This window comes from Bacteroides bouchesdurhonensis, assembly GCF_900155865.1.
GTDB lineage: Bacteria > Bacteroidota > Bacteroidia > Bacteroidales > Bacteroidaceae > Bacteroides > Bacteroides bouchesdurhonensis.
Genome location: NZ_LT707006.1, coordinates 3483607 through 3496582 on the forward strand (window position 1 = coordinate 3483607; position 12976 = coordinate 3496582).

11 protein-coding genes and 1 pseudogene are annotated in these 12976 nt (G+C 50.5%); all 12 read left to right on the forward strand.

Features of this window, described 5'->3' with window-relative positions; genetic code table 11:
- Nucleotides 1-73 precede the first annotated feature (73 nt).
- The 12 genes and pseudogenes from CZ225_RS14930 to CZ225_RS14980 all read left to right on the forward strand — a co-directional run bounded on the left by CZ225_RS14930 (nt 74) and on the right by CZ225_RS14980 (nt 12916).
- Nucleotides 74-1819, forward strand: a complete 1746-nt coding sequence (locus CZ225_RS14930) for a PKD-like domain-containing protein (RefSeq protein WP_004301266.1) — start codon at nt 74-76, stop codon at nt 1817-1819.
- Between the two features lie 23 nt (nt 1820-1842).
- Nucleotides 1843-3942 (forward strand): hypothetical protein, encoded by a 2100-nt coding sequence (locus tag CZ225_RS14935; RefSeq protein ID WP_055256752.1) that lies wholly within the window; start codon nt 1843-1845, stop codon nt 3940-3942.
- A gap of 85 nt (nt 3943-4027) precedes the next feature.
- Nucleotides 4028-5107: a glutaminyl-peptide cyclotransferase gene (locus CZ225_RS14940; RefSeq protein ID WP_004301261.1), complete on the forward strand. Its 1080-nt coding sequence runs from the start codon at nt 4028-4030 to the stop codon at nt 5105-5107.
- 13 nt (nt 5108-5120) lie between these two features.
- Nucleotides 5121-7211, forward strand: a complete 2091-nt coding sequence (locus CZ225_RS14945) for a TonB-dependent receptor plug domain-containing protein (protein ID WP_008759628.1) — start codon at nt 5121-5123, stop codon at nt 7209-7211.
- Between the two features lie 4 nt (nt 7212-7215).
- Nucleotides 7216-8355, forward strand: a complete 1140-nt coding sequence (locus CZ225_RS14950) for an ABC transporter substrate-binding protein (RefSeq protein ID WP_004301256.1) — start codon at nt 7216-7218, stop codon at nt 8353-8355.
- Nucleotides 8356-9336: a FecCD family ABC transporter permease gene (locus CZ225_RS14955; RefSeq protein ID WP_004301254.1), complete on the forward strand. Its 981-nt coding sequence runs from the start codon at nt 8356-8358 to the stop codon at nt 9334-9336.
- Nucleotides 9333-10088 carry an ABC transporter ATP-binding protein gene (locus tag CZ225_RS14960; RefSeq protein WP_004301252.1) on the forward strand — a complete coding sequence of 252 codons (756 nt, stop codon included), beginning with the start codon at nt 9333-9335 and terminating at the stop codon, nt 10086-10088. The genes CZ225_RS14955 and CZ225_RS14960 overlap by 4 nt, the downstream gene beginning before the upstream one ends.
- Nucleotides 10089-10102: 14 nt before the next feature.
- The gene (locus CZ225_RS14965) at nt 10103-10870 is read left to right on the forward strand and encodes a threonine/serine exporter family protein (RefSeq protein ID WP_004301249.1); all 768 of its coding nucleotides are present in this window, start codon (nt 10103-10105) and stop codon (nt 10868-10870) included.
- Nucleotides 10867-11367: a threonine/serine exporter family protein gene (locus CZ225_RS14970; RefSeq protein ID WP_004301247.1), complete on the forward strand. Its 501-nt coding sequence runs from the start codon at nt 10867-10869 to the stop codon at nt 11365-11367. Before CZ225_RS14965 ends, CZ225_RS14970 begins: the two co-directional genes overlap by 4 nt.
- A gap of 3 nt (nt 11368-11370) precedes the next feature.
- On the forward strand, nt 11371-12108 hold the full coding sequence (locus tag CZ225_RS14975) for a DUF6064 family protein (RefSeq protein ID WP_004301245.1): 738 nt from the start codon (nt 11371-11373) through the stop codon (nt 12106-12108).
- A gap of 116 nt (nt 12109-12224) precedes the next feature.
- Nucleotides 12225-12323: pseudogene (locus CZ225_RS24710) on the forward strand (ABC transporter ATP-binding protein); the annotation flags it as partial.
- Nucleotides 12320-12916, forward strand: coding sequence for a DUF2284 domain-containing protein (locus CZ225_RS14980; RefSeq protein WP_008669449.1), 597 nt, complete (start codon nt 12320-12322; stop codon nt 12914-12916). The pseudogene CZ225_RS24710 and the gene CZ225_RS14980, both read left to right, overlap by 4 nt.
- Nucleotides 12917-12976 lie beyond the last annotated feature (60 nt).

Below are 12976 nucleotides of genomic sequence, written 5' to 3' on the forward strand. Positions count from 1 at the left end.
TTATAACCACCCCTTTCAAGGAAATTTAAACTTGGAAGTGGTGGTTGTCTTTTAATCTAACCAGCTTGTATTCATGGTAATCAAAAATTTATTTTTTTTTACACTCGCTGTATTATTCATATCCTGCAATCGGGATGAGGTTGTCGTTGCAGAATCCGGACAAGCCCCAGTGATTGAACTCGATAGTGAAGACGGTATCTATGCAGTCAAGATTGGCCGGGAACTGGTCATCGCACCGACTTACCGGTACGCAGACCATGCCTTGTTTGCCTGGACCATAGAGGGGAAACTGATTTCCACAGACCCGACCCTGAAATACACGTGGGATGAATCGGGGGAGGTCTTTATTACGCTGCGGGTGGACAACGAAAACGGTCATGCCGAAGAAGAGGTGAAAGTGGAAGTGAGGGATTTGTTGCCCCCGGCCATCAATCTGTATGTGCCGGCCAAAGGATTGAAAGTACAAAAAGGCATAGAGAATACCCTGACTGCCGTGATTGCCCATCGCGACCTTGCCGGTTTCAAGGTGGAATGGGTACGTGCAGGGGTTGTGGTATCCACCGATACGACCTATACGTTTAAGGAAAATCAGGTGGGAGTTTTTCCGATTACCATAACAGCATCCAACGAGGATGGTGAAACCAAGAAAGAGTTGGAGATAGAGGTGGTCGAGAATATGCCTTATGAGGTTGTTTTCCCTGCCCCGTCTTATGAGCAGTCTGTTTCCACACGCTATACGTTTGCCGGGCGACCAGTGTTCTTGCGTCCATTGCTGGACTATTTCGAGAATCCGCAATACCGCTGGAGCATAGACGGTAAGCCCGTGGAAGGTGAAACCGGTCGGGTGTATAAGTTCACCCCTTCGTCCGCCGGAGAATACCGGATAACCGTCTCTGTCACCGAAATGCAAAATAGCATATCCGTGGAATCCGCCGTCACCGTAGTTTGCGTGAACGGGTCGGAATCTTCCGGATATCGTGCTGCTTCAGGTGCGAGTTCGGCCTATTCCAACAGAGTGTATGAATATACGCCGGCTCCCGGACAATTCATCAACGAAACCAATACTGGTGGTTTTACCGGTAGCGAATCGACCCGAGAAGCGGCCGTCGAATATGCTTCCAAGCGTATTGCCAAGCAAAGTTATGTATCTCTCGGCTCCTTTGGCGGTTACATCATAGTAGGGTTTGACCACAGCATTCAGAATAAGGGTGGATATGATTTTGCTATTCAGGGCAATGCCTTTGATTCTTCCAATGAACCGGGGATAGTGTGGGTGATGCAGGATGTCAACGGCAATGGACTTCCCGATGATGAGTGGTACGAACTGCGGGGCAGCGAAACAGGGAAACCCACCACCATTCAAGATTATGAGGTGACCTATTTCCGACCGGCCTCGGATGGTTCACACACTTATTGGATTGACAATTTGGGAAACACTGGCTGGGTCGATTTCAATGCCTACCACACGCAACCTTACTATTATCCGTTGTGGATTACGGCCGACTCCTACACTTTGTACGGTACTCGACTATTGCCACGCAATTCACAAAGTCCATCCACAGGTTACTGGAGTAACTCTCCTTATGACTGGGGGTATGTGGATAATTGCGGTTCCGATATGTTGGCTGGTGATTCGTATGACGGTTCTGGACAGAAAAACGGATTCAAAATATCTAATGCCATGTATCACGACGGCTCTCCGGTAAATCTCCAATACATCGACTTCATAAAAGTTCAGAATGGAGCCTTGGCTAAAAGCGGCGTTTTAGGAGAAATCTCTACCGAAGTATTTTCGTTCCAAGATTTAAACATAAAGTAAAAAACAATAATAACATATTACAAATGAAACCAATCAATTTTAACTTGCTGTTCGGCCTTTTCTTCGGTATTTTGGCTGTCGGCTGTTCCGATAAGAACGAAATTCCAGTTGATGCTGATGATAATTTCATCACATCCGTGGTACTGAGTGTGAATGATAAGACATATGATGCTGTCATTGAGAACAACACAATTACGATGACTGTACCATACACAGTTTCTCTTGATGGAGCAAAGGCATCTTTCATTTACACACCTTCTGCAAAGATATTCCCTGATCCAACATCCATAACTGATTGGAACACTGAACGTACTTTCCGTGTTACTTCTTTTAATGGAGCTACCAATGACTATACTTATGTTGTTGTGAAGGATGAGATAAGAAGTGAGGGTGATGTAGAACTGAAAAAAAACTCAGAAGTAGCTGCTTTTATTGAATCTGGCGTTACAATCATAAAAGGTAATCTTATTATTGGTTCGGACGCAGAAAATGCAGAAAATATCAGTGATATTTCTGGACTTAGTATTATTAAAGAAGTCGAAGGAACCATCACAATAAAGAACAGCTATACCGGTGGAACGCTGACCGGTTTGGACAACATTACCAAAATCGGCGGTTTGTCGATTGGTTCGGAGGAAAACCCGGCTGCGAACGAAACGCTGGAGATGGTCTCCATGACCAAATTGAACGAGGTAACGGGCAATATCCATGTGTACAACAATGGTGTAAAATTCGTTCAGTTTGATCTGCTAAAAGCTATTGAGGGTGATTTTGTTATCAGTTCGTCCACATTGACAACGCTTCAAATACCCGAACTGATAAACGTCGGAGGGGCATTAAACATTTTCGGTATGGGTAAAGGTGCAATTAGCACATTGGTATTTCCCAAAGTACAGACTGTTAAAAATTCGTTAAGCATTAATGAGATTTCGACTTTAAAATCTATCTCTTTCCCTGAGCTTATTGAAACAGGAAGTATTAATTTTTCATCTTTGCCTATCGAGTTTGAAAAATTATCAATGCCCAAACTTTCTGTTGTTAATGGAGATTGTTTTATTATTTCGAACTATATTCAAGGAGATTTGTTTTCCACTACAGGAAATGTTTCTCTTACTAATCTTGATGAAATGTCGAATCTGGCAACCGTAACAGGCCTTCTTTCAATTTGTTATTTCTATGAACTTTCATCATTATCAAATCTTAAAAACTTAAAAAGAATAGGATCGTTAAAATTAGAGAAGCTAATAAGTTGTTCTTCTCCTATAGACATTAGTGATGCTGTTTTTTCTAATGAAGATTCAGAGGAATCCATTATACGCATCTCGGAATGTAAGAAACTACAAAAACTTATAACGAAAGATGATCTTTCGAATGTTTCTATTTATATTGATGCCTGGGCGAATAACTATGTTGATTTCAATTTTAAAAAGGTAAAGAATTTATCATACATAACACCAGACAAAAAAGTTTTTACCCTTCCAATTGAAGAGGTACACGGCGACTTTTATTTTGGTGCAGGGATGAAATCTGGCATCGTTGCAAATAATCTCAAATTTGTTGACGGCTATATGCATCTCAAAATTAATATGATGGCATCAAACTTAGAATTTTCAAAACTTGAAAAAATTGGCGGTCAATTTTTTATGGAGGGGGCACTTAATACTCCTAAAATGGTTCATAATTTTAGTAATTTAAAATCGATTTGTTGCAATTCAAATCCATCATATGCAAAAGAAGGTAAGTGGTCAACCAACGACCTTCCATATGGAGGATTAGATATCCGTTCTACAACCACTTATGAGCTTTTTCCTGTGCTTGAAAAAGTTGGAGGAGCGGGAATAACGATTCATGGATTTTCCGCTTTCTCATGCCCTGAATTAGTCTCTATAGCTGGATCTTTAAGTGCAGATGCTGCTTCCAAATTAACATCTTTTGATATGCCGAAGCTTAAAAGTTTATCAGGAGTGAATTTCGTTAAGCTTACTTCTTTTTCTGATTTTTCTATATTTGAGCCTTTTATCAAGGATAATCAAATTACTGAACCAAATTGGATTGTAAGTGGCTGCAAATACAACCCCACCTACCAAGACATGATAGACGGGAAGTACAAGCCCGCTGAATAGATAACCAAACAATAAATTTTCTGCCAATCCTCGGTATGCTTGCCGTAAGGTAAGACTACCGGGGATTAACTATAAAAACAACGGTATGACCCATCACCAATTGAAATATCTGCTATGGAGCGTAGTTGTCGGAGCGACACTATCCTTAACCGCCTGCATGAAGTGGGACTACGGCGATGCCGTGGAGGATTTCAACGCCACGGGAGCCGGACTGTTCATTACCAACGAGGGCAACTTCCAGTACGGCAACGCCTCGCTGAGCTACTACGACCCAGAGACCAAACAGGTGCAGAACGAGGTCTTCTTCCGTGCCAACGGCATGAAGCTCGGCGACGTGGCACAGTCGATGACCATCTACGACAACAAGGGCTGGGTCGTGGTGAACAACTCCCACGTGATTTTCGCCATCGACCTGAACACCTTCAAGGAGGTGGGACGCATCGAGAATCTGACCTCCCCGCGCTATATCCATTTCCTGAGCGACGAGAAAGCCTATGTCACCCAACTGTGGGACAACCGCATCTTCATTATAAATCCGCGAACGTATGAAATCACCGGGCATATCCAAGTGCCGGACATGACGATGGAAAGCGGCTCGACGGAGCAGATGGTGCAGTACGGCAAATACGTCTATTGCAACTGTTGGAGTTACCAGAACCGTATCATCAAAATCGACACCGAGACCGACCAAGTTGTCGATGAACTGAAAATCGGCATCCAGCCCACATCGTTGGTCATGGACAAGTATAACAAGATGTGGACGATTACCGACGGCGGCTACGAGGGCAGCCCCTACGGTTACGAAGCCCCCTCGCTCTACCGCATCGACGCCGAGACCTTCACTGTGGAGAAGCAGTTCAAGTTCAAGTTGGGCGACTGGCCCTCGGAGGTGCAGCTCAACGGCGACAGGGACAAACTCTACTGGATTAACAAAGACATCTGGTGCATGGACGTGACGGCGAGCCGTGTGCCGGTGCGCCCGTTCCTCGAATACAGCGGTACGATTTATTACGGCTTGACGGTGAACCCCGCTAACGGGGAGGTGTACATCGCTGATGCCATCGACTACCAACAGCAGGGCATGATATACCGCTACTCACTTGACGGCGAACTGATTGATGAATTTTATGTTGGGATTATCCCTGGTGCATTTTGTTGGAAATAAGAAAGGAGGCAATATGAAAAGACTATATCTGTTATTCGCTTTGGCGGCATGTCTCCCCACGGCACTTTTTGCGCAGCAGACGGAAAGCAAAAAGCGGTCAGGCTGGCATCTCACCATACCGGAAGTCACGGTCATCGGACATCGGCCGATGAAAGAAATCGGCGTGCAGAAGACGAAGTTCGATTCACTCGCACTGAAAGAGAACATCGCCCTCTCAATGGCGGACATCCTGACATTCAACTCGTCCGTGTTTGTCAAAAGCTACGGCCGCGCCACGCTCTCGACCGTTGCCTTCCGCGGCACGTCGCCCAGCCATACGCAGGTGACGTGGAACGGGATGCGCATCAACAACCCCATGCTCGGCATGACCGACTTTTCTACTATCCCGTCCTACTTCATCGACCAAGCGTCGCTGCTGCACGGCACTTCGTCGGTGAACGAAACGGGCGGCGGACTGGGCGGTTTAGTCAAGCTCGGCACGGCTCCCGAAGTCGCCGAAGGGTTCAACGCCCAGTACGTGCAGGGCATCGGCTCGTTCAAGACCTTCGACGAGTTCGCTCGCTTCACCTACGGAAGCAAGCGGTGGCACGGCTCTACCCGTGCGGTCTATTCTTCCTCGCCTAACGATTACAAGTACACCAACCACGACAAGAAGATAAATATCTACGACGAGGACAAGAACATCATCGGGCAGTATCACCCCGTAGAGCGCAACCGAAGCGGTGCGTTCAAGGACCTGCACCTGCTTCAAGAAGTCTATTACAACACCCGCAAAGGCGACAAATTAGGCCTGAACGCATGGTATATCAACTCCAACCGGGAACTTCCGATGTTGACGACCGACTACGGAGATGCAACCGACTTCGAGAACCGCCAGCGGGAACAGACTTTCCGCAGTGTCCTTTCGTGGGATCATATCAAAAGCAATTGGAAACTTGGCGTGAAAGGCGGTTACATACACACATGGATGGCCTACGACTACAAGCGTGAGGTCGCACCTGATAACTGGGCGTCGATGACCCGTTCGCGCAGCAAGGTAAATACGTTCTACGGGCAGGCTGAAGGTGAATACAGTCCAACAAAACGTTGGTTTTTCACCGCTAACGTATCGGCTCACCAGCATTTGGTACGCAGTGAGGACAAGAATATCATTTTGCAGGACGGAGGCAAGGCCATCGTGGGCTATGACAAAGGACGCGTGGAACTTTCCGGCTCCGTATCTGCCAAGTGGCAACCGATAGACCGGCTTGGCATGTCGGTTGTGTTGCGAGAAGAAATGTACGGTTCCGAGTGGGCTCCACTTATACCGGCTTTTTTTATTGACGGCATCATTTCTCCGAAAGGGAATGTGATGCTCAAAGCTTCTGTTTCACGCAATTACCGTTTCCCGACGCTGAATGACCTCTATTTCCTGCCCGGTGGCAATCCCAATCTGAGAAACGAGCATGGTTTCAGCTACGATGCAGGTGTAAGTTTCGAGGTCGGCAAAGAAAATGCCTATAAGTTGAACGGCGGCGTGAACTGGTTCGATTCCTACATCGACGACTGGATTATCTGGCTGCCCACCACCAAAGGATTCTTTTCGCCCCGCAACGTGAAGAAGGTACACGCCTACGGCATCGAGGTCAAAGCGAACCTGGCCGTGCAGCCGGCAAAGGATTGGCTCATCGACCTGAACGGCTCTTATTCGTGGACACCCTCTATCAACGAGGGCGAGAAAATGTCACCTGCTGACCAGTCGGTGGGCAAACAGCTGCCCTACGTGCCGGAGCATTCCGCCTCGCTGACAGGACGGTTGTCGTGGCGGTCGTGGGCGTTCCTTTACAAGTGGGCGTTCTACTCGGAGCGTTTCACCATGTCAAGCAACGACTACACGCTGACAGGACACCTGCCCGAATATTTCATGAGCAACGTCTCCTTGGAGAAAAACCTGTTTTTCAAACCGGTGGACGTTCAATTGAAATTTGCAGTCAATAATCTCTTCAACGAGGACTACCTTTCGGTGCTCTCGCGCCCCATGCCCGGTATCAACTTCGAACTGTTCATCGGCATCACCCCGAAGTTCGGAAAAAATAAGAAGAAATCCGTAAATACAAATTTGTAACAATATGAAAGCATTGAAAAATCTGAGCCTGATATTGCTGCTTGTACTGACATTCACAGGCTGCCATGATAAGAGTTCCAAACTTGCCGATTTCAACCGAACGGCCTATACACCTGAATACGCTTCGGGGTTTAACATAAAAGGTGCTGACAGCAGAAAGAGCGTATTGGTTACCGTCACGAACCCTTGGCAGGGAGCCGACAGCATTACCACGTGCCTGTTCATCGCCCGTGACGGCGAAGCCGCTCCCGAAGATTTCACCGGTCAGGTACTCAACGGGAATGCCGGACGCATCGTCTGCATGTCTTCGACCCATATCGCCATGCTTGACGCGATCGGCGAAACGGGGCGCGTGGTCGGGGTATCGGGTATCGACTACATTTCCAATCCCGATATTCAGGCACGACGCGACAGCGTCGGCGACGTGGGCTATGAGGGGAACATTAACTATGAGCTGCTGCTCTCGCTCGATCCCGACCTCGTACTGCTTTACGGCGTGAACGGGGCCAGCTCGATGGAAGGGAAACTGAAAGAACTGAACATCCCGTTCATGTATGTCGGCGATTACCTGGAAGAGTCGCCGCTGGGCAAAGCCGAATGGCTGGTGGCATTGGCGGAGGTTGCAGGAAAACGGACAGAGGGAGAGAAAGTGTTTGCCGAGATTCCGGTTCGCTATAACGCTTTGAAAAAGCGAGTAACCGATGCAGCCATCGATGCCCCTTCAGTGATGCTCAACACGCCTTACGGCGACAATTGGTTCATGCCCTCGACCGAAAGCTATGTCGCCCGGTTGATCAAAGATGCCGGAGGCGATTACATCTACAAGAAGAACACGGGAAACGCTTCCGCGCCCATCGACCTCGAAGAGGCGTATCTGCTGGCCTCGCAAGTCGATATGTGGCTGCATGTGGGTATGGCGAACACGCTCGACGAACTGCGAGCCGCCTGCCCGAAGTTCACCGACACCCGGTGCTTCCGCAACGGATACGTCTATAACAACAACGCCCGCACGAATGCCGCCGGCGGCAACGACTACTACGAGTCGGCCGTGGTGAATCCCGACCTCGTGCTACGAGACCTCGTAAAGATATTCCACCCCGAACTGGTCGCAGAAGATTTCGTCTATTACAAGCAATTGAAATAAATGCGCTCCCGTTCCGTCCTATTATTTACCGCACTGGCTGCCCTCACCCTCTTCCTGTTTCTGCTGGATTTGGCGGTGGGGGCTGTCGCCGTGCCGCTCGGCGATGTTTGGGCGGCCCTGACGGGTGGCGATTGTCCGCGAGCGACGGCGAAAATCATACTGAATATCCGACTGATTAAGGCGGTGGTCGCGTTGCTGGCCGGAGCCGCCCTGTCGGTCAGCGGTCTTCAGATGCAGACCCTCTTCCGCAATCCCCTTGCCGGGCCTTACGTGCTCGGTATCAGTTCGGGCGCGAGCCTCGGCGTGGCACTCGTCGTACTTGCCGGTGTCGGCTCGTCGATAGGCATCGCTGGGGCGGCATGGCTCGGAGCGGCAATCGTGTTGGTTGTCATCGCCGCCGTCGGACACCGCATCAAAGATATCATGGTAATTCTGATTCTCGGCATGATGTTCTCGTCGGGAATCGGTGCGGTCGTCCAAATATTGCAGTATGTTGCCAACGATGAATCCTTGAAAATGTTCGTCATCTGGACGATGGGATCGCTCGGCGACGTGACCTTCAATCAGCTTGCGGTACTCATCCCGTCGATTATCGCCGGATTGTTGTTGGCCGTAATCACCATCAAGCCGCTCAACCTGCTGCTGTTCGGCGAGGAGTATGCCGTGACGATGGGGCTGAACGTCCGTCGCTCACGCGGACTGCTGTTCCTCTCCACGACGTTGCTGGCCGGCACGGTGACCGCCTTTTGCGGTCCGATAGGTTTCATCGGGCTGGCCATGCCCCACGTCACGCGGATGCTGTTCCGCAACAGTGACCATCGGGTGCTCGTGCCGGGCACCGTTCTTTCGGGTGCTTCCGTGCTGCTGCTTTGCGACCTCGTTTCCAAACTGTTCACCCTGCCGATCAACGCCATCACCGCGCTGCTGGGAATCCCCATCGTGGTGTGGGTGGTCTTGCGCAATAAATCCGTTACGGCATGATAGAATTACACGATTTATCCATAGGCTACGGGGATCGAACCTTGCTCAGCGAGGTAGAAGCCACAATCGAAAAGGGCAAACTGACAGCCCTAATCGGCCGCAACGGTACGGGCAAATCGACGCTGCTCCGGGCTATTGCCGGGCTGAACCGCCGTTATTCCGGTCGAATCCTGCTCGACGGACGCCCCGCCGCCGATACGCGAACCGCAGAGATGGCCCGAACGCTGGCGTTCGTCACGACCGAGCGCACACGCATCGCCAACCTCAAATGCGAGGACGTCGTGGCTATCGGCCGCGCACCCTATACCAATTGGATAGGAAGGATGCAGAAGGCCGACACGGAAATCGTTATGCGGTCGCTCGCCTCGGTAGGCATGGAGGACTATGCGGAACGCACGATGGACAGGATGTCGGACGGCGAGTGCCAGCGCATCATGATCGCGCGGGCGTTGGCGCAGGATACACCGATTATTCTGCTCGACGAACCCACCTCGTTCCTCGATATGCCCAACCGCTATGAATTGTGTACGCTGCTGGCACAGCTGGCACACGACGAAGGGAAATGTATCCTGTTTTCGACCCACGAACTCGATATCGCCATGTCGCTCGCCGATGCGATAGCCCTTATCGACCCGCCCCGACTGGTATGCTTGCCCACCGAAGAGATGCGCCGGAGCGGCTGCATCGAACGGCTGTTCCGCAATAAATGCGTGACGTTCGATACTGCGACAGGTGTGGTAAAAGTCCGATAAACAATGATCCGCATATGAAAACGCAGCAGGAACTTTGCGATATACTCGGTTTCATCGCCGAATACGCCACCTATCAGCTCGGCTCGGGGGTTCACACCTCGCGGGCGGTCCGCAATTCACGCCGGATCGGCGAAGCGCTGGGCGTGGACGTTCAGTTGTCGAGTTTCCAAAAGAGTACGATACTGACTGTGCTCGACCTCGGGAGCGGCGAGTCCGCAACCCGTGTGGTGGCAATCCCGTCGCTCCCCATCAGTTTCGAGCGGAACTCTGATTTGAGTGCCTTGAGCTGGGACGCATTGGACGAGGGCCTCTCGCTCGACGAAATCCGCAGCCGTTACCGGACGCTGGTTGACAAACCGCGCATGGACCCGATCTTCACGCTCGTGTTCGTCGGACTGGCCAACGCCTCGTTCTGCAAGCTCTTCGGCGGCGACTGGACGGCCGTGGGCATCGTCTTCACGGCGACACTCGTGGGCTTCGCCGTCAAACAGCGCATGCAGGCTCACGCAGTCAATCACTTTCTCGTCTTCGCCTGCTCGGCTTTCGTCGCGTCACTCTGCGCCACGGCCGCCTTGCGTTTCGACTGCACAGCCGAGATCACTTTGGCCACCAGTCCGCTGTTTCTCGTGCCGGGCGTGCCGCTCATCAACGGGGTCATCGACATCATGGAAGGACACGTCCTTATGGGTGTCAGCCGGCTGGTCAACGCCATGCTGCTGATCGTCTGCATCGCCGTCGGTTTGTCGGCCACTTTGTTAATGGTTAAAGATTCGCTGCTATGATCGTGACGGATATTCTGCTCGACGGACTCTTCGCCGCTGTCGCCGCCATCGGATTCGGGGCCATCTCCGATCCGCCGATGCGAGCCTTTCCACGCATCGCCCTGCTTGCCGCCATAGGCCACGCCTTGCGTTTCACGCTGATGCACTGTTCCGCACTGGATATCGCCACCGCATCGCTTTTCGCGGCCTTTGCAATCGGTATGGGCAGCCTATGGCTCGGCCGCGGTGTCCGCTGCCCGATGACCTGTCTCTACATCCCGGCTCTGCTGCCGATGGTGCCGGGCATCTACGCCTACAAGACGGTTTTCTCGCTCATCATGTTCCTCCAGTCGCTCGATCGGGCTGACGAAGGGATGCGCTACATGCAGCAGTTTTTTCTCAATGCCACCGTATCGCTGAGTGTCATTGCGCTGCTTGCCGCCGGTGCCACGCTGCCGATATTCATCTTCAAGCGCCGGGCCTTCTCTATGACCCGACGCACACGAAAAAATAGTTAGGTTATGGAAATTTTTTGGAACACGATCGCGGCCTACAATGCCGCAACCTGGCCTGCGCAGATTGTCTTTACGGGCATTGCAACCCTGCTGCTTCTGTTGCTCTGCCTGCGGCCGACAAACACTGTGCGCATCGCCATGAAGAGTTTCATGGCGATGCTCAACTTTTGGATTGCCGGAGTCTATTACATGATCTATTGCCGACCGCGCGAATATCACGGCATGTTAGCACTCTTCTGGGCCATCATGGGTGGAATCTGGATTTATGACCTGCTGGTGAAACACGCCTCGCTCGAACGCACCGGCCAGCACAACGCATTCGCTGTCCTGCTCCTTGCCATGCCGTTGATATATCCCCTCTGCTCGCTGGCGCTGGGCCACGAATTCCCCATGATGACCTCGCCCGTCATGCCCTGTTCGGTGGCGGTTTTCACCATTGGACTGATGCTCGCCTTCTCGGAGCAGGTCAATATCGTGCTGGCCATGTTCCTCTGCCACTGGGCGCTGATCGGACTGTCGAAAGTCTACTTCTTCGGCATACCCGAAGACTACCTGCTGGCGTGCAGTACCGTACCTGCACTCTACATCTTCTTTCGGGAGTATGTCCGAAGCAACGCCGACCGGCCGACGAAACCCTCGGCCCACGTACTCGATGCACTGCTCATTGCGCTGAGTCTGGTCGTCGGCATCTTCTTTACCGTCACGCTCCTGCACCAACTCGACCTATTCACCCAAATCATCTGATTTATACGCGCATGCTCAAACAAATATTTTACCATTGCAATGGACTCGAGCCGATAAACCGGCACATAACTCGATATTACCTTTATAGCCCTTTTCTCGATTTACCGGTTCTGCTGACGAAGGAGATGCGCCTGAGCGGCTGTATAGAACGGCTGTTCCGAAATAATTGCGTGAAGTTCGACACTACAATAGGATTCATTAAAGTGAAGCAATGACTGAAAAATATATCATAGAGAATTTCACGGCAGGCATCGGCGTGGATGAATATATTTCACGTTTCCGGGATGAGAAACGGTTTGTCGAGTTTTGCAGGCAATGCCCTAATTACGGTAACAGTTGGGGATGTCCGCCGTTTGATTTCGATACCGGAGAATTTCTGCGCCAGTACAAGTATGCCTATCTTATGGCTACCAAAATTATTCCTATCGAAAAAGGCATCCCGATAGACAAATCACAAGAGTTAATCAGACCAGAACGAATCAGGATAGAAAAAGAGTTGCTGGAACTGGAGCACAGATACGGAGGCAGGGCATTCGCCTATGTAGGAAAATGCCTATACTGTCCAGATTCCGAATGCGCCCGCAAATGCAACCGTCCTTGCCTGCATCCGGACAAAGTACGTCCCTCGCTTGAAGCATTCGGATTCGATATAGCACGTACCCTCTCGGAACTTTTCGGGATAGAACTGCTTTGGGGAAAGAATGATATTTTACCAGAATATCTTGTGCTCGTAAGCGGATTATTTCATAACTCGACAGAAAATATTATCAGTCATACGAAGCGTAATCCGGATTCAGGAAACCTATAATCTTATTACTCTCATTGATAACGTTATGATAGCCATTCACAAAAAAGTCCCTGCAATCCG